The organism is Paenibacillus sonchi, assembly GCF_016772475.1.
Classification (GTDB): domain Bacteria; phylum Bacillota; class Bacilli; order Paenibacillales; family Paenibacillaceae; genus Paenibacillus_AQ; species Paenibacillus_AQ sonchi.
This window is the reverse complement of record NZ_CP068595.1, coordinates 5,368,854-5,387,509: the sequence shown is the minus strand read 5'-3', so window position 1 is coordinate 5,387,509 and position 18,656 is coordinate 5,368,854. Positions and strand designations below refer to the sequence as shown.

The window sequence follows — 18,656 nt, the reverse complement described above, 5'->3', positions numbered from 1 at the left end:
GAGTTGAGCACTGCGTATCCATCCTTCAGAAGCTGTCCGCAAGGGCTGCAGAGCTACTCTTCCGCCGGGAGCTTCACAGCCTGCACATCGTCAATGTAAAGCGTTCCGCTGCCCTGGACACCACTGCCCTGGGCCACATAGAAGGCGAATTCTTTAATGGAGCCCAAATCGATAACACCGTTGCCGCCGGTAGACCATCCGGGCCTTGCGAAGTCAGTAAAAGGAATGGTCACCTGCCGCGCGGCCGTCCCCTCAAGCTTAATTCCGGCTTCCCAGACCTCGCCATTCGTCTCATGGAACTGGACCGCCAGCTGGCGGTTCGAGCCGTCCGGCTGCAGCCAGAAGGTGATGGCCTGCATGCCCGGCCATTCCTTGCCCATGCTCCGGTAGACTCCGGCATAACCGGGATTACCAATGGTATAATCCAGCTTCAGCCCGTAGGTTCCGCTGTTCAGCCCATACGTATCCAGCGTTACCGTCGCAGCATTGCCGGAGACATTGCGTTGCCATTTGGAGCGCAGGCTTCCATTCGAGCCGCCATACGACTCGAAATCGTCGATCAGATAGCTGTCCACCGGAGGCGGAACATACGGGCCATTGCCGGTTTCCCCGTTGTTCAGCGCACGCGGGTCGCTGTAGAGCGCCTGAATGGCGCTGATTGAATTTTTATCAGTCAAATAATCGGCCCAGGTCATGAAATACACATACTTCGGCTGCTTCTCCCGCAGCATCTGCATATCCGGCAGCTCGCCGTTTTCACCGATGGCAATCGGCCGTCCTCCGCTGAGCTGCACCAGCTTGTTGTAATAGGTGTCACGGTAATCATTGTTATAAATATCCATAGCCAGCACATCCACAACATCATGGCCGGGATAATACGGGGCTGAATCATACGCCCAGGAGCTCTCTGCATTCGGATTCCATACCCAGATAAGATTATTCAGGCCATGCAGATGGGTTAAGCGGTCATACATATTGTGCCACAGCTGCTTGAACAGCTCCGGTCTTGCCCCCACCAGAAAAATTCAGCATTCATCTCATGATAGGGACGCCATAATACCGGGATGCCTTCATCCTGCAGCTGCTCCAGATATCCTGCAACCTCATCCACCTGGGCAGCCCACTGATTGTACAGCTCGGTGCCCGGCGTGACGATGTCTGTCATCTGGGCTTCCGTTACATCCCCTGTAACGCTCTCCCAGCCGGAGGTTGCCGGGTCCATGGGCCGGGTCTGATGATACGTCAGCGTTACCATGGTTCCCGCCTGGCCTTGAAGAATCGCTTCATCAATCATAGATTGGCGCAGCTCGCCCATATCCCCGCCAATATAATAGGCGAAATCCGAGCCCCATAATGCCGGATAATATCCGGTCAGCTCAGCTGCCTTATCGTACCATTTCGCGGGCTCTTCGTAATAATTATGCTGGCCCGTGTAAATAGTGTTTCCTGTTGCTGCATAGAGCCGGTCAAGCAGTGCTGCCGCTTCTACGGAAGCGCCCGGGTTGACCGGCGCCATCTTGCCGGTGGTCACCTGAAGCGCGCTCGCTGCTGAAATGGCTGTCCCTTCACTGACCGCCTTCACCTCAATGTCATACATGCTTTCAGGCGACAAGCCTTCCAGCTTGTAGACATACTGGGATTGGCCGGGGACATACGGTACCGTCAGGCTGGTCCATTCGGTGTCGGCTGCTTTTTTGTACAACAGCTTATATTCCCTCACACCAAAGGGGCCTCTGGAGGCAGCCCATTGCAGCTCAGCGGATACGCCGTCTACGGTCCCTGCCATGAAGCCTGCAGGCGCGCCGGGGTTCAGATCAGCGGGAATTTCGGGCATTACACTTGCAAACACCTGGTCAAGGAACATATCTCCGCCGCTATAATTGCCGGCCCGCAGCTGCAGGAGGGATATTCCATTTCCTGTCTGAATGATCTGCTCCGAACGGGACCATGCGGCCGTAGCGTTAGTATAGAACGGATAGTGGAGAGCAGTTAGACCTTGATATACATCAAGGGTAACGGAAAAGGTTCCAGGCGTGGGGGCATTAAATCTGCTCCAATACGATACGAGATAGGAAGTGCTGCTTATAGACGGTACTTTTGACGTTCTGGCTGTAGAGTTATGGAACAACTGCAACGCATATTGTCCAGAATGCGGATCATAGGTCGTGGTTTTGACCGTCCCTGTTTTTTGCCACGGTACCGTATTTCCAGTCTCCAGGCCGCCGTTGATCACCAGATTGGGTCCGGGGGTAGCTTCGAGGCCCATTACGGCATCAGAGGTATTGCCTGCGGCATCCTTGGCCCGCAGCATTATCGCATACACCGAATAAGGATCGAGGTTTTCCAGCGTATACGTGTACTCCGTGACTGATTCCTGATGAGGTACAGCCACTGTGTTCCAGTCCGCAGCATCTGTTCTTTTGTAAGCAAGCTGGTAGGACTCCACGCCCATATCATCTGTGGAGCCGGCCCAGGTCAGCTTCAGTGCTTCGGGATCATGCTGGGCCTGCCACATACCAGGAGCCGTCGGACTTTCAATATCCACGTTTTCCCGGATAACAGCATCATCGATGTAATAGTCCTTGCTGGTGCCGTTCCAGAATGACAAACGGATATACTGTACACCCGGACCTGGCGTGTACAACAGCTGACGGTATTCCCAATCTGTAGAGCCGGAAAAATGGAGCTGCTCCTTCGTCTGCTGCGCACCGAAAGCGTCCATGTCAATCGTTGCATTTGTGACCCCTGCAGCGGCAAATTTGACCCATAGACCGACCCGGTACGTTTTTCCTTCCTTCACTGCCACGGAAGCCGAAGCTCCCCCGGTGTTCCGTTTCACCTGAAGACTTTTTTCACCTCCATGCTTCTCGGCGGTTGTTACCACCGGACTCCCCCACTTTTCCCAAGCTGCATCTCCGGCCTCGAAACCCGGATTGGCCAGCAGATTTTCGCCAGCCGCCTGCACCGGAGCCGGGTGGACAATAAATACAGCAAATAACATAACTGCGGCCAGGCAACCATGGAACCATTTTTTCACCATATGCGGTACCATTTCAATCAGGCCTCCACTCACATACGCCGGTGGAATTACGACAATAATGTCGTCCGGCACCTTCAATGTAAGCGGTTTCCACAAAATTCAACAAGGTACAGCAGCAACGAAAACTATGCTGCAGCAACGATGTCCGGAATTTGTGCCATTTTATATTTTGTCCGCCAGGCGCATATGAAAGGCTCCGTTCCCGCAGGTCACGCCAAGCACCTGTCTGCCCTCACAATCGAAGGCCATTCCCTTCCAGCGCACTGCGCCAATCCCGGACTGCTCCCAAGCCTGCCAGCTGCAGCCGCCATCCCGGCTGTATACAACCTGTGAGTCCGTACCGTTGACCACCATCGGTTCACTGGCCAGAAGCAAAAGATCTTCTCCTTCATCATCCGCGCCTACGGCCAATGCCGAGACATTGAAAACCTCACCTTCTATGTGCGGATACAGCTTGCTCCAGGTCCGTCCGCCATTGCTGCTGTGCCACAGGCCTTCTGAGATGAATCCTGCATACATCCGATCGGGGTGAATTGTTGAATAGGCTATAGCGTTCAGTACGGAAGCAGGGCCGCTGCGCTGAAACGGCAGTCCTTCACCGATGGACTTCCACGTGTCACCGCCATCGCGTGATTCCCAAATCCCTTCGGTCCATTCGCCTACCAGTATCCGGCCTTGGTGAAACGGGCTTGCAGCCAGCAATTGATTGGCCCCGCAGGCATTTTTGACCTGGTAGACCACGACGGAGAGCAATTCGGCTTCGATCCAGGTCTTGTGATGCGGAATGGTATCCATGTAAGACGGAGGACGAAAAGCGGTTTGCTCCCAGGTCATTCCGTCATCAATGGACCGGTAGATACCAGCTCCTGAAGCTACCGGACCATCCACATAAGCATAAAAGCTCCCGCTCTTCACTCCGTCCTCCCGCAAAGCTTGCACAAACAATCCGGTCCCGAGCGGCAGTACGGTTGAAGCCTTCTCTCCGGCGTCACGATGGACGGCAATGCAGGCGGTCCTCCCGTGACCCACTAATCCGTAGAGATAGCGGCGGGGGTCTGACCGGGAAATTACAGCAGCAGTACTCCCTGAATAACCGGGGATACCCGGAAGATTCCAAAAGCTTCGGCCGCCATCCTCCGTTACCTTTGGCGGATGATCAGCCATCGTCACACAGAATGTGCCCGGCTGCCGCTTCGCTGCGGCGACCGCCTCCATGCATGTTGTTTCCAGCCCGCGAAACTGACCTGCACACCAGGTTCTCCCGCCGTCTGAACTGACGGCAACGCCGTACCAGTTGGTCAGATAGAGCCGGTCTTCGATGAACCGGTCAGCGATAATTGTGGATATCGCCCATCCGGCCGCCGCCGCCCGTGATCCGCTGCCGAAGTGATCCATATAGTCCGGGAACCCGCTCAGATCCTCATCGTTATGCTGCCGGAGGAGCTGCCATACCCCGCACTCGCTGTCGGCTAATCCGGATACATACAGCGGAACCGGGGGAACCGCCTTCATATACGGACGGACATCAGGGGCTGTATACCACCGCTGCGGCTGATGGCTGTCCTGCACAACCGTGCCGTATCTTTGTCCGGCTTCCGGCAGTCCGGCCATATCAGTCTGCCAGGTCCCCCCGCCATCCGGGCTGCTGCAAATGCCGTTCCAGATGCAGGCTGCCATCAGCCGCTGCGGATCGCGGGTATCAAAGGCCAGCTCGGCAAAGCTTGGGCCTTCATGCAGCAGAATCCAGGTGTCCCCCAGATCGCTGCTGGCATACAGCCTGCCTGCGTTCCCCCGGGGCAGGTCCTGAAGCAGCCCCAGCACTCCTCCTTCGCCTGTCTCGGCGTAGTCCATATTCAGATCCTCATCGCTTATGGTTCCGGCATACAGCATTCCCGGTATGCCCGGATGAAAAGCGACACAACCGTACCGTTCCTCCGGCAGCGGAGTCCGCTTCCAGGTCTCCCCTTCATCCCGGCTGATCCATAAGCCGCCGGTGTACCCCCCGGCAGCTACGACCTCCGGGTGGTAGGGGTCTACTGCGATGACTTCCCCGTACATCCGGGTCGGCCCGTTGCCGTAAAAGCCCATCCCCGTACACACCTCTCTCCAGGTGTGCCCGCCGTCGGCTGACTTGTGTACTGAGCCGTAGAAGGTACGGCTCCGCACCTCCCCGGAGCAGCGGTACAACACCTCCGGTCGGTGCGGACTAATGGCAAAGCTCTGCACCTGGTGGTGATAAGCCTTGCCCAGCCCGCCGTTCCGCGCCTCCCAGGTGAAGCCGCCATCGAGGCTGGCGAAGACGCCCGCCACATCACAGCGGGCATACAGGACTCCGCTTTGTACGGGATGCTGAAGCAATCCCGTGATATAACCGCCACCGCCCAGCGAGGCCGGTGACCAGACCTGCCCGGTTTCGGACGGAATCCCAGCCACATTCCCTTCCCCCTTCCTTGATTCTTCTTAAGCTTACCTTGGTGCTGCGTTTACGTGCATCCCCGGGAGCAACGAAATCTGCTGCTGAGCAAGGAAGTTGGAGTGCCTTCCATATATCAGAGGCCTCTATGCAGAAGCAAGTATTTCAATTTATTTCCTAAAAATAAAACATTTCTTCGAATTTTTTGTCCAGTGCAATACATATAATCAAAGCCAATTTTGCTGTAGGGTTAAACTGCCCCGTTTCTATAGAACTTATCGTATTTCTTGAAACGCCAACCATTTCTGCCAATTGTGTCTGCGATAAATTGTGTTCGCTTCTTGCTTTCCGGAGATTATTTTTTAAAACTAAAGGTTCGCTCATACTAATTTCTCACCCCGTTAAAATACAACACTAAAAAGGAAATACTTAAAATACATCCTATAACGGTTTTGAGTAAATCCATTTTTTTATTAGTTAATGTATAAATCCCAAAACTTTCACTGCCCAGATATCCGAAAAACATGGCTATTAATGCAGAAGTTGTTTCATGGCGATCATTATACAAGTTGAAAACAGCTAAAATGCCAAACATGATTACCATGCCGATAACTCCGCTTTTTCTTCCTTTATTGAAAATAAATTCCTTGCCTTCGTCCTTTTTCTCTTCTCTGCTTTTTTGTAATATTTCTTCTTTTTTCATAAAAAACCCTCCTCACAGATTGACAAAATCATGCCAATAAAACTTGGTAAAATCATTATACTACCCCAAGTTTTATTGGCAAATATGAAAAATCAAAAATAAGCATCCATTTATTATTTATTGATGCCGGGAATGGTATATATGTAATCTAGACAAAAAAACAGATCCCCCTCTATCAAGGCAGAATCTGTTATTTATAAAAGTCTCCCCGCGAGCGGTCTGAGACTCAGCTAATTCACCCGTTACTGCTTAACCAGCACACCCTCCTGCAGATGGTACACCCGGTCGCACCAGTCCAGCATCCGCTCGTCGTGGGTCACCATGACCGCAGCTTTGCCTTCGCTTGTCACCTCGTCCGCGATCATCCGCACCACCTCGCGGCCGCGGTTGAAATCCAGGCTGGCCGTCGGCTCGTCGGCGAAGAGGATCGCCGGCTTGTTCATCCACGCTCTCGCAATCGCCACGCGCTGCTTCTGCCCGCCGGAGAGCTTTTCGGGATAATGGTTCCGCCGCTCCCAAATCTCCAGCCGCTTTAACAGATAGGAGGACCGCTCCTTCGCTTCCTTGGTACTTAGCTTCGCCAGCTTAGCCACGTACAACAGCTGTTCCTCCACTTTCAGGTAAGGCAGCAGCTGTGCACTCTGGAACATAAAGCCGATCTTGCGCAGCCGCAGCTCGGTCAGTGCGCTCTTGTCCTTATGGCTCAGCGGCTCTCCATCGATGAAGATTTCCCCGCTGGTCGGAGTCAGCAGCGCACCGGCTGCGGAGAGGAAGGTGCTTTTGCCGGAGCCCGATGGTCCCAGTACAGCAACAAACTCCCCTTCATTCACCGTAAAGTCTAGCTGATTCAGTACGGTCATGGCTCCGTCGCCGTCGCCGTAGGTTTGTGTCACTTGCTTCATCATTAACTTTGCAGTACTCATGCTCCAGCCCTCCCTATTGCTTCCAAAGCGTCAACTCTCGCCACTCTGGCTACAGAAATCAGCGAGCCCAGCAGTGACATTCCGACGAACAGCACACAAGTCAGCAGGATGGTTTGGCCTTCCAGCTGGAAGGGCATCGAATCCGGCAGGCCCATATTCATCCCAAAGGTCAGCAGCAGACTGACCGCAAGACTGGCTACCGAGAGGATCAACACCTGACCGACTACGCTCCAGGCCAGGTACGACATCTTGGTGCCCATCGCCTTCAGGATGCCGAACTGGCTGGTCTTCTGGATCGTGATGACATAGAAGAATACGGCAAGCACAAATGCAGCAATAACGAACAGGAACACAATCATCATCAGCAGAGAATTCTGCTCGGCGGAGTAGCCGGGGATGCTGGCAATCGCCTGCTTTTGCGTAATGACCTCCACATTCCCCAGCTTTTCCGTGATATCGGAGGCTTGGGCTGAGTCAATCTTCAGCGCAATCACATTATAAGGAACAGTCTCTGCATCCTTGCCGCTCTGTCCGAAGCCTTGTCTCATAGCTTTCCAATCCAGTGTGTTGATATAGACAACAGGAGTATGGCTGTAAGAATTGTCGTCCACAAAGCCCGCAACCTTGAAGGTCAACCCGGAAGCCTGATCCTTGATCGTACTGCCGATGGTCACCCCTGACTCTTTGAGCTTTGAATCTGCCACAACACTGCCCTGAGTCTCGTTAGTGATTTCCGTTCCTTGAGTCACTTTGGGTGCCAGCATTCCGTTCATATCTACAGCAAAAAAGGTGACATCCGCCTTTACATCCACCTTATCTGCCGTTATCGTACTCATCTGCACCGCCAAGGGGGCGGCACTCTGCTCCCCTGCAATCGAACGGGCGGCAGAAAGCTCGGTTTCATTCAACTGGGAACGTCTGAATGCATGATCTGCATCTTTTTGTACAGCGTAATAATTTGCGGGCATATTTTCCACTGCAGAGATATTGGCATACGCCAGGCCTCTGGCCAATCCGGTCACGAACAGGACCAGGAACGAAACCAGGAGCATTATGACTATAATGAGGCTGTACCGTGCTTTGGAGTGCCTCATCTCCCTTAATGCCAAAAACATATAACCACTCCTTCTAATCTGTATATCCACAGTTTAGAAGGTGAAAATGAACGGAGTATGAATAATAAATTACAGAAGCGGCAGCGTCACCGTAAAGGTTGTTCCTTCCCCTACTGTGCTCGTTGCCTCAACGGTGCCGCCGTGAACCTCGATAATTTTGCGCACAATGGATAATCCCAGGCCGCTGCTGTTGCTGTCGCGTGTGCGTGCCCGGTCCACTTTGTAGAACCGGTCGAAGATCATCGGCAGCTGATCCGCCGGAATGCCTTCGCCATTATCCGTAACGGTAACAATGCAGTGCTGATTCTCAGCTTTCGCCGAGATTGCAATTGTCCCGCCGGTTTGGGTATATTTTATTGCATTGGACAAAAGATTCATCCATACCTGATAGAGCAAATTGGCATCCCCCTGGAGGGTAATATCCGCCACATGCAGCCGCACCGCCAGCTCCTTCTCTGTCAGCCGCCACTCCATAATCTGCAGCACCTGGCGGAGCTGCGCCCGGAGTTCAATGCTTTTGCGGTCCAGCGCATTCTCGTCATAATCGAGCGAAGACAAGGTCAGCAGCTGCTTGCTCAGCACCGACAGCCTCCGGCTCTCCTGATCAATGATGGACAGGTACTCCATCCGCTGCTGCTCCGGAAGTGTGCCGTCCTTCAGCGCGTGGGCGAACCCTTGAATGGAGGTCAGCGGCGATTCGATCTCATGCGAGACGTTGGCGACAAACTCCTGCCGCGCCCGGTTCGTCCGCTCCAGCTCCCGGCTCATGCTCATGAAGTGGGAAGCAAGCTGGCCGATTTCATCACGCCGGGCCGTGTAAAGCTTGATATCGTACCTGCCCTTGGAGATTTTTTTGGTGGCTTCTGTTAACCGGGTGATCGGCCTCACCACATGAAAAACCGTGATCAGGACAAACCACAGGCTGAACAGAATTGTACCGGCAATCAGCACCGCAAAAAACAGCCGCAGCTCGCCAAACTGCACTTGAGCATCCGGACGCATGAACAGCGCGTAGGGCTGGCCATGAATATGTATAGGGACACCAATCGTATTGCTGAGCTGATTGTCAAAAAAGCCGGTAATAAACATCCTGCCCGGAAAATCCGCTACTCCATGGTAGATGCTGCCTGCCAGCACCTTTTGCAGCTCGCCTTCCTTCAGGTCATTTTTGCGGAAAGGCAGTCCATAGAACCGTTCATCGCCTTGGTCATTGGAGAGATACATCTTGTAGCCCAGGGATGCCGTACTGAGCAGATATTCCTCAACCGCATCCGGGTGATCTTCAATAAAGGACTGCAGGCCAATGGCCATTTTGGTGAGCTTGGCATCGTTCTTTGGTTTGATTGCGGCCTGATAGTAGGCGTTCGAGATGAGAAATCCCAGCACGCTGCTGATTACAATCACGGAACAGAACAGCAGGCTCATTCTTACATACAGCGACTTCATGGACTCACCGTTTCGACTTTATAGCCGATGCCCCGGACTGTGCGGATGGTAAAATCATTTTTGTATCCGCTGAACCGGTCGCGCAGGCGTTTGATGTGCACATCGACCGTCCGCTCATCCCCCTCATAATCCGCACCCCATATCAGCTCAATCAGCTCGCTGCGCGAGAACAGCCGTCCCGGGTACTCCGCAAGCTGGGCCAGCAGCTCAAATTCCTTTACGGGCAGCAGAAGCACATCGTTGCCGTCGCTGATCTCATAATTTTTCCGGTCAATCACCAAAGAATTCAGGCGGATCTTGTCACTCGCGGCTACAGAATAACGGCGGAACAAGGCTTTGATGCGAAAGAGCAATTCGTCCGGTTCAAAAGGCTTGGTGACATAATCATCCGTCCCGCGTAAATACCCCTGCTCCTTGTCGCTGAGCTGCTGCCGTGCGGTAAGCAGAATGACCGGAATATCATACGTCTCCCGGATATGCTGGCACAGCTCCAACCCGTCTATATACGGCATCATCACATCTACAACCGCCAAATCCACAGTACTGCCTTTCATCAGTCCCATGGCCTCACGCCCGTCGGCGGCCTCCAGCACAGCATACCCTTCCCTGGTCAGCACATGCCGCAGCAGCGTGCGGATATTCACATCATCGTCGGCCACTAATATTTTCTTCATTCCTTCTCACTCCCCGGGTATCCCCTTTTATGCTGACATCATAGTAGCAATATTGAGGGAATTAGACAACTTGGGGACCGCAGGACGATACCGCCACCCGGGAAATATTCACACATTCTCCAGATTCAAAAAAGGTGCGATGCTCTCCTTAAGCGATGTTACGGGCTGTCCCATCAATTGCTCCAGATCGTTTGAGGTGGACTTAGTATCAATACTGCTCAGAAAATGATAGATCCAGTGCTGCACAGACGCATCTGCAGTATGGATTACCGGCTTGCCGGCAAGCTCAGTAAGCACTTCTGCAAGGCCGGCAAACGTCCATGTCTGCGCCGCAGCCAGCTCATAAATCCGATGCTCATGCCCGTTTCCGGCCAGCACCTTTGCGGTTGCCTGCGCCAGGTCACGGCGTGTTACGGCATTGAACTGCCAATCACCAGGCTGCGTCGCCAGCACACCACTGCATATTGCCTCATTCAGGCCAAGTACGCCCACGAAATCAATGTACAGGCCGTTGCGTAAAATCGTATAGTCCATTCCCGAATCGAGTATCGCCTGTTCGGTAAGGCCATGAACGCTGCTTGTTCCCTTATTGCCTGCTTGCGGAAAAGCAAAGCTGGTATACAAAATATGCGCAACTCCGGCTGCCTTGGCTGCATCGATCACCCGCTTATGTTGAACCAGCCGGACATCATCATCCGTATGTGAGCTGGAAATCAGCAGCAGCTTGTTCACTCCGGCAAAAGCGTCCTGCAGCGTTTCCGGCCTATCGTAATCGGCGCAGCGGACTACAACTCCTTTGTCTTTGAAGTGTGTAGCCGTATCCAAATTACGGACTCCCGCGATGATTGTGCTGTCCGAGAGTTCGGCTAGCAAATTCTCAATAATCAGACTGCCTAATTGTCCTGTAGCTCCGGTGATCATAATAGTCATATCAATACATCCTCCTATAAATTCTTATTCTGTCCCTTATTAATAGTTAAGCACTTAACTACATGGGTAGTAAAACTGGATATTGAATTATCCAGTTTAGCCTGATCCCGTTTTTTAACAAACCCAATTTATCTCGTAATCTTCTGAATCATCAGCTTCACCTGTCAAACAAGTAAAGCATACATCCAATGATATCGGTACCATTATTGTGTCTCTCCTCCAGTAAACGCCGCCAAGTAGACATCCAGATCAAAATTCTTCATGGTGCTTGCGCAGCAGAATTTGAACTTTTTCCCGCTTCCGCAAGGACAAGGATCATAGATATTATCCGGAGTCAGTTTCTCCTTGATCGCCTTCTCCAAATCCGAAAGATCCTCAGTAAACTCCATACCCATCATATAGTTCCAGCCAAAATGATCACATACAAGCTGCACCTGCTTCATCCTCGCTTCTGTCTTGGCCCGGATTATAATCGGCCGCTGCTTAGATCCCCAACCCTTGAGGGGAAACCTGTTGGCATCCACCGGATTAGCCGTCCCCCCGATTGCCGGTGCCTGCTCCTTAAGCTTACGCTCATGCGCTGGAAGATCCCCGGCACGGCTCCCCATATACATCTCTGCAACAGGATAGAAGGACTTCAGATCTCCTTGGATCACATTCAAATTTCTCAGATCCATGGTCGGGATTGCAGCTGCTGCTGTTTCTTCGAATCCCTCCATCATAGCAATCTCCTCTTCCGCAGGAAATAATGAAGGCGCTAGCCTCTGGAAACCATCATAAAGCTCGAATAAAGAGTATAATATAACAGCCAGCATCTCCCGAAGCTCCAAGGCACCGAGTCTAGTATAAGTGCCGGCATACAGCACCGCTTGACGCAAGTACTTGGCGGCCAGCTCCATCTCTCCAATTTCCAGCAATATTTTCCCAAGCGAATAGTGAGATTCCATCTGGGAAGCATCGATGCTGACCGAATGCTCAAAGACAGCAGCGGCCAGCTCGGGTCTGCCACCTGAAAAATATAAATTCCCCAGCTTGTTCCATAGGTAGCCGTCCTCAGGCTGCACTTTCAACTGCTCCAGAAAATGCTCCTCTCCCTCACTCATCCACCGTGGTCTGCTGCCGTCATGAAGAGTCAGCCCCCCGTACATGACACCGTCAGTGCTGTCATCATATGAACTATTCATTTTTCTCATCATACCCGCCATCAGTTCAAATAATAAATTTGAAGATGCAAGCTCCCACGCTCCGGCACTATTGCAATTACTGCAACGAAAATAGCCGGTAAATTGCAAATAATCCATTATCGATGTTTGCAAATCAAACGAAGTGTCCTTTTTACCTTCAAATCCCTCACGGTCTTTGTCAGATTTCCATTTATCAATATCAAAGGCAATTAACCCCAGATCATATCCTGCTGTATGACCACATTCAGTACATCGTAACCGCTGTTTTTTGGGGGGATGCGGGGGATTTATCTTCGTTATTCGCTTAAATACCATTCGTCCTGTTATTCCTGGAAGCATGGTTAACCTTGGCACTTCGCTTTCTTGTAGTTCCACACCTGTCATAATAGTGACTAATAATGGATTGATCCCCATCTCCTTGCGTTTCATACACTCTTCTCTCCTTATCCGGTTATCTATCTCACATCTTGTCCCATATTACGGCTTGTTCAGCTTATGCAGCAACCCCATCAGCTGGCGCAGCTCATCCGTGTCCAGCCGGTTCATCACCCCGGCAACCGTTTCGCGGTTTCCGGGAAGCTGTTGGGACAGCAGTGCCCGTCCGGCTTCTGTAAGTGAAATGACCGATTTGCGCCCATCGCGGACATGCTCTGTCCTGCTGATATATCCATCCTTCTCCAGCGGAGTCAGCAGCAAGCTGATATTCGCTTTGGTCACCCCGATCCGACTGGCCAGCACCGAGGGGAGAATGGCGCCTCCTTGCTTCGCGATCTCCACCAGCACACGGATTCTTGCGCCATTCAGCCCCTGTGCCTGCCAGTACTTCTCCGAAACCGCGACAAGACCTGCTGTCGTCTCCACCAGAGCAAAAAAGGCCTCGTTAGCCAGCGGAAAGTCCAGAACAAACTGCTGCAAACCGTCTATATTCGCTTCTCTTTTGGGCATATTGTCTTCCTGCAGTGAATCCATAGCATTGTTCAGCTCCAATTAGTTAATCCCTTAACTATATCATGATTAAAGTAACTTATCCGGCGGTGAATGTCAAAGATTTATTACCTCCAGCTTGATCAGCTCGGAGCGGCTGGCCAGGCGGATCGGCGGTCCCCAGGTGCAGATCAGAAGCAATTTTGGGGAATAAATGGGCTGTGTTCCTTGCGCTAAACCCGTAACCGGAGTGTCTGTTTCCGTAAAAAGACAAAAAAAGAAAATGCCCTGCGGCATCTTCATCTTCCCTCTATAAGTTACACGGTGGAAATTATACGGCTTGATTGCCCTTGCTGGCAATGCATTGCCCAATCAGCTTATCGCATTTGTTGATATGATTGAGCAGCCAGTCTGTTAATGTGCGGTTCAGCTTGATGGTAGACAGGACGGATACGCCCTTGCTCTTGATGCTTTCCTCCAGATCCAGCACGGTCTTTACAAATTCAGCATGGGTCTTGCGGTGCTCGGCCAATTCCGGAAAATCGATGTCCTGCATCAAGTGTTCCTCATCGCTGAAATGTTCAAGCGTATACTCCTTGAGGAACTTCAGAGTCTCTTCAATCTTTTCTTTCCCCTGCTGGTTCGTGCAAGCTTCAAAAAATTCATTCAGCTTCACAAGCAGCTGTCTGTGCTGGCAGTCAATCTTTTCGACCCCGATGTCATATGAATCCTTCCAGTTAATCACTTGAGTCTTGCAAAATCAACCTGAAAGATCCTGAAATGGACAGAGTTGTAGTGTGTTAGGGTACTAGACGCTTTAGGCAGACAACCGAAATAACTGGAGAATGTCGAAAAGAGGCTTCTTTTCCAGGGCTTGTTGATACACATAGACGATCATTTGCCCGAAATGCTCTTCTCGAATGCGGCGCACTACATCACCCAGCGTGAGCTTGGAGGTTGGTGTCATCCACTCTTGCCGCTGACACTCCAAGAAATTCTGCGTCAAGAACTGGATCGCCCAAAAGCGCTCAATGCCATGAAGCGAAAGCAATTGATATTGGTCAAAGCCAAGCAGTTCCTTGAAGTATCGATATCCCGTCTCGATATTCCACCGCACGTGATAATACCTTTGGATCGTAACGAGATCCAGAGACAGATCCGTGCACAGGAGACAAACCTGTGGTTTGCTCGAAGCGGTGTATTCGTCCTTCCAGGACAGCAACAATTTGACGTTTTCGATGTCGCTCACCGGTCCCTCGTACGGGTAGACCCAGTACTTTCCCTGATCCTCTACCGTAACGGAGTGGAGGTCAGACTTGCGAATGTACTGCTGGGCGAAATCATCTAAAGGCATGCTAATCCCCGCCGGACGAATCCGGCGATTGGTTTTGACGGCGGCAATGACATGAAATCCTTTGCGGTTACACGCGTTAATCACTTTTTCGCTGGTGTACCAGCTATCTATGAGGACGTAGACCCGTTCGTCTTGGGGATTGGGAAACGCCTCGACCATCTCTAACGCTAAATCATTTTTGCTCTTAAAAGGCAGACGCTGAGCCTGGCAGTACTTCTTGGGATAGTAGGGGCGATAATCCCAGGCATAGGAGCCCTCTGCAGCAACCACATGCGTAGTGACCAAGCAATGGCACCATACCGTTTTCCCGGCTTCATGAGCATACTGAAAGCTGAGCCCCTCCATTTTCTTCGTCGACTTGTCTTTCTTGCAACACGTGTCGTCCACGATGAGGAATACGGGAGCTCGCTTATCGCCAGCTTTGGCAGAAATAAGTTTCATGACCCTTTCCATGCGCCGACGCTGCATGCGGTTCACACACCACGGCGAATGATTCAGGAAATTCGTCGCGCTGCTTAAATGACGATTGCCTTTGGCCGCATGCTGAATTTGAGTGATATTCTTCCGTCCGGCACAGAGAATGATGCCTTGAACGAGCGTAAACAGATGGCCGAGCTGTGGCTTAGACATTTGCAAATGGAGGGCCAAAATAAACTTGACGATGGGCAGGTAGAGGGATAACATAATAGTGGGACATCTCCTTTATCTGGAAATTGTGGTCTGGTAAACGACAATTTCTCCAACAAGGCTGGATGTCCTTCTTCTGTCTGCCTGTTCGACAAAGGTTCTAACGATTTGACTTTGATTCCATTTGTCCGACAGCACGTTTTTTACAAGACTCAAGTTAATCATTGACCCACCCGGCCTTCTTCCATATTTTACATAATGACAAGCTTATTTAATTTTCCACTTTTCAACATAAAAGTTCTGTTAACAACATCACACGACACAATGTAACAAGGTTTTGGAGTGAAACGAACAATCCTCCCCGCTTTTATGCACTGAAGACTGTCCGAAAAGCGCCCAGCGTGCTCTGCTGCGGAGAATGATCCAGCACAGCAAAAACAATCTGCTCAAACAGACTCTGGTATCCTTCATCCAGCAGCACCTGCCTGAACCACCCGGCCACCTCTGCCGGATTGTTGCGGAAAACTCCGCAGCCAAACGCTCCGAGCACGATAGTCTTGTGTCCATTCCTGGCAGCAACCGCCAGAATATAACGGATTCGCTCCAGCATAACAGTCTTGATAAGTCCGGCCTCCTGAGGCTCCCGCTCGCGGACAACCCCTGCATTTACCGCTGGTGCGGTTATGAACGACACACAATAAGGCTCGGCCAGCAGCTGGTCCTGATTGTCACGGATCACGGGAACTTGCGGAGAATGAATCATGTAGTGAGAGTACAGACAGGTTTTGCGGCTGCGGTTGTATTTGTACATTTCATCTTTTTGTGAGATTGCCGGATACAGCGCAGAGGCACGGGCCAAGCTTTCCTCCTGAGCCTGGCTGCCGCCGAGGAAGCCGCCTCCCGGGTTCTTGGCGGAAGCAAAGTTCAGACATACCGTCTGCACCCTGCCTTCCTTGACCACCAGCCGGTATGCCGCTTCCAGAGTTGATTCTCCGGTGACTGCCAGTTCCGCGCGCCGTCCGGAAGCTTCCCCCATCCGTGACCGTGCAGCTGTAATCAGCTGAGGCAGCTCATCCGGGGCATACAGCCGAGTCCCCGAGATGCATGCGTTGACGTCCTCGGCAATGTCAACCATCCGGCCCGCAGGACCTGTATAGTTTCCTTTTTCCAATATATCCAGTGTTTCACGCGCAATAGACGCTCTTTTATTTCTGGGATTGAGACTTTGATTCATTGATATCCACTCCTTGCTCCGGTGTTATCCCGGGTTTGTTTATTCCTGCAACAGATCGTCACGCAGCTTCGTCAGCACTTCCCCCAGCCAATTGCTGCCCCTCCAGCTGCTTCTGCTGCGGATTCGGGGTCGTCTTCTGTGAGGCCCACACCCCAGATCCGGTCCGTCGGACTAGCCTCCACCAAGGTAGTTCCCTTAGTATCGAGCAGCTGCTGCAGCAGTTCTTCATTTTGCAGAAATTTTTCCCGGTTCCCCTGATATACAATATCGCGGCAGTGATTTTTCCACTCCGTGTCATTGAAGCCGCTGACTTTGCGTCCCAGCTCCTTTTGCGTTCGGGGTGTTCTGGCCCGCAGGATCTGCATGGCGGTTTCTTCATCCCTGAATAGCAGCGCCTTGGCATACATCATGTATTGTTCTGCACAGTTGAAGGTATGCTCATCGACTGTAAAATAGCAAGGGTACCACTGGGAAAACGGCGAACCGCTGCGGTAAAAGTAAGTAAATTTCTCCATAGGAAACTCTCCGTTCTGTGTTCATTCGAAAATTTACCGGGAACCCTTGTCCGCTCTGTACCGGTACAGCTTCGAAGGGCGGTGGCCCGCATCTTTGGTGAATTCTTCAGTTTCAGTTACACTATCGGCAATTTTGCGGCGGAATGCCGGAGCCAGCAGCTCTCTGCCAAGGATAATTTCGTAGACCCGCTGAAGCTCGGACAGGGTAAACAGCGGCGGCATCAGATTGAAAATAATATCGGTATATTCCACCTTGCCCCGCAGGCGTTCTATCGCATATTGGATCATCTTCAGGTGATCAAAGGCGAAGCCGTGATTCTCGGCAATCTCCCGCCGGACGCGCCGGACATGCCCTTGGACGGTTTCAGTAATAGCGACTACACCAGTAAGCTCAACATCCTCCTTCTGCAAGGTGATGCGAATCTTTTGCTCCTCCACATAACCTTCCGCCAGCTCCTTGCGGCCGGATTCCAGCACATCATACGTGACCTCGAACCAGCCCGCATCTGCAGCATCATCGCCAGCCTGCACGTCAAGCGTCTTGCGGTCAACCAGCGCGATATATGAGCTGCTGATTACGCGCATACGCGGATCACGGCCCACATCTCCCCAGGTATACAGCTGCTCCATATAGACATTATCGATATTCGTCTCGCTGTACAGCTCCCGGAGGGCGGCGTCCTCCAGACTCTCATCTACACCGACGAATCCCCCAGGGAGCGCCCATTGGCCAAGATACGGGTGCTCCCCGCGCTGGATCATCAGGAGCTGCAACGATTTCTCCGACAGCTTGCGGTAATTGTCCTGCTCCTGCTCCATCACCGTGAAGATCAGCATATCGACAGTAACGGACGGGCGTTCATACCTCCCGGCATCATAGCTCTGCAGAAATTGTTCCTCAGTTAAGCCATTGCGGTCAGTGACCGGTTTTTTGGGCATGTGAAATCTCCTTAGGGTTATATTCTTGTGAATCATTATCACCTTGATCGTTATTACTCACTGAGTTTTTACCAGGTATGTTTTTAACGCTGTGATATTACACATATGTTATTATCATAGTGTTATTATAATACAATTGCCCCATTACAAGTCAAGTTCTATTTAGTATTCAAGTGTCTGAAATTTCCTGTTTCCCTTTCCGTAAAGAGGGGGCTAAAACCAATTTTTCCAGAGAATTCTAATGTACATAGTGCAATAGAATGAGTTTTTCTGCCAATTTAACAGTCTGCGGCTGCAGACAGTGCAACAGATTGCTAGTTCTTAACTAGCTTAAAAGATTCGCATTGGCGTCAGCCTCCAGATTGGTGTGCATTACTCCGTTCCTACTTTTTTAGTACTAATTATATATCCTATATATTTACTTCATTTTTTTCCATTTAAGGTATTGACTTGTTCTAATTAACAGTGTTATTTTTGGTAAGGAAACCGGTTTTCTGTATTTCATGTAATAGATTCCACCAAAATTTCAACGCAGCAGGCATGGACAACCCGTAGTTAGCTGCTATCCGTCTTTGGAATATTTTTCATCTCTGTATAAGGCAGTCCTTAACGGGCAGATCTTGCATAAGCAAGTT

The 18,656-nt window shown here is 51.5% G+C and carries 14 protein-coding genes and 2 pseudogenes; all 16 read right to left on the bottom strand.

Annotation, left to right across the window (positions count from 1 at the left end; translation table 11 throughout):
- Positions 1 to 53: 53 nt before the first annotated feature.
- A pseudogene (locus JI735_RS24045) lies at positions 54 to 3,029 on the bottom strand (glycosyl hydrolase).
- A 173-nt stretch (positions 3,030 to 3,202) separates the two neighbouring features.
- Positions 3,203 to 5,473: a WD40/YVTN/BNR-like repeat-containing protein gene (locus JI735_RS24040; protein WP_202676507.1), complete on the bottom strand. Its 2,271-nt coding sequence runs from the start codon at positions 5,471 to 5,473 to the stop codon at positions 3,203 to 3,205.
- Positions 5,474 to 5,630: 157 nt separating this feature from the next.
- Positions 5,631 to 5,837: a helix-turn-helix transcriptional regulator gene (locus tag JI735_RS24035; protein ID WP_039835688.1), complete on the bottom strand. Its 207-nt coding sequence runs from the start codon at positions 5,835 to 5,837 to the stop codon at positions 5,631 to 5,633.
- Position 5,838: 1 nt separating this feature from the next.
- On the bottom strand, positions 5,839 to 6,156 hold the full coding sequence (locus JI735_RS24030; RefSeq protein WP_039835689.1) for a DUF6442 family protein: 318 nt from the start codon (positions 6,154 to 6,156) through the stop codon (positions 5,839 to 5,841).
- A gap of 242 nt (positions 6,157 to 6,398) precedes the next feature.
- Complete coding sequence (locus JI735_RS24025) at positions 6,399 to 7,079, bottom strand: ABC transporter ATP-binding protein (RefSeq protein ID WP_039835690.1); 681 nt, start codon at positions 7,077 to 7,079, stop codon at positions 6,399 to 6,401.
- Entirely contained in the window at positions 7,076 to 8,194 is a 1,119-nt protein-coding gene (locus JI735_RS24020) for an ABC transporter permease (protein WP_039835691.1), read from the bottom strand. Before JI735_RS24020 ends, JI735_RS24025 begins: the two co-directional genes overlap by 4 nt.
- A gap of 69 nt (positions 8,195 to 8,263) precedes the next feature.
- Positions 8,264 to 9,640, bottom strand: coding sequence for a sensor histidine kinase (locus tag JI735_RS24015; protein ID WP_039835692.1), 1,377 nt, complete (start codon positions 9,638 to 9,640; stop codon positions 8,264 to 8,266).
- Positions 9,637 to 10,314: a response regulator transcription factor gene (locus JI735_RS24010; RefSeq protein ID WP_039835693.1), complete on the bottom strand. Its 678-nt coding sequence runs from the start codon at positions 10,312 to 10,314 to the stop codon at positions 9,637 to 9,639. Before JI735_RS24010 ends, JI735_RS24015 begins: the two co-directional genes overlap by 4 nt.
- Before the next feature lie 108 nt (positions 10,315 to 10,422).
- Positions 10,423 to 11,244, bottom strand: coding sequence for an SDR family oxidoreductase (locus tag JI735_RS24005; RefSeq protein WP_039835694.1), 822 nt, complete (start codon positions 11,242 to 11,244; stop codon positions 10,423 to 10,425).
- Between the two features lie 203 nt (positions 11,245 to 11,447).
- Entirely contained in the window at positions 11,448 to 12,428 is a 981-nt protein-coding gene (locus JI735_RS24000; protein ID WP_167330812.1) for an SEC-C metal-binding domain-containing protein, read from the bottom strand.
- A gap of 477 nt (positions 12,429 to 12,905) precedes the next feature.
- Positions 12,906 to 13,397, bottom strand: a complete 492-nt coding sequence (locus JI735_RS23995; protein ID WP_083886722.1) for a MarR family winged helix-turn-helix transcriptional regulator — start codon at positions 13,395 to 13,397, stop codon at positions 12,906 to 12,908.
- Positions 13,398 to 13,683: 286 nt separating this feature from the next.
- Entirely contained in the window at positions 13,684 to 14,097 is a 414-nt protein-coding gene (locus tag JI735_RS23990; protein ID WP_020433868.1) for a bacteriohemerythrin, read from the bottom strand.
- Positions 14,098 to 14,169: 72 nt separating this feature from the next.
- Complete coding sequence (locus JI735_RS23985) at positions 14,170 to 15,390, bottom strand: IS701 family transposase (protein ID WP_039834932.1); 1,221 nt, start codon at positions 15,388 to 15,390, stop codon at positions 14,170 to 14,172.
- A 310-nt stretch (positions 15,391 to 15,700) separates the two neighbouring features.
- Positions 15,701 to 16,567 carry a TIGR02452 family protein gene (locus JI735_RS23980; RefSeq protein WP_039837928.1) on the bottom strand — a complete coding sequence of 289 codons (867 nt, stop codon included), beginning with the start codon at positions 16,565 to 16,567 and terminating at the stop codon, positions 15,701 to 15,703.
- A 39-nt stretch (positions 16,568 to 16,606) separates the two neighbouring features.
- Positions 16,607 to 17,082 (bottom strand): annotated as a pseudogene (locus JI735_RS23975) (NADAR family protein).
- Between the two features lie 33 nt (positions 17,083 to 17,115).
- Positions 17,116 to 18,021 carry an NUDIX hydrolase gene (locus JI735_RS23970; protein ID WP_039837927.1) on the bottom strand — a complete coding sequence of 302 codons (906 nt, stop codon included), beginning with the start codon at positions 18,019 to 18,021 and terminating at the stop codon, positions 17,116 to 17,118.
- Positions 18,022 to 18,656 lie beyond the last annotated feature (635 nt).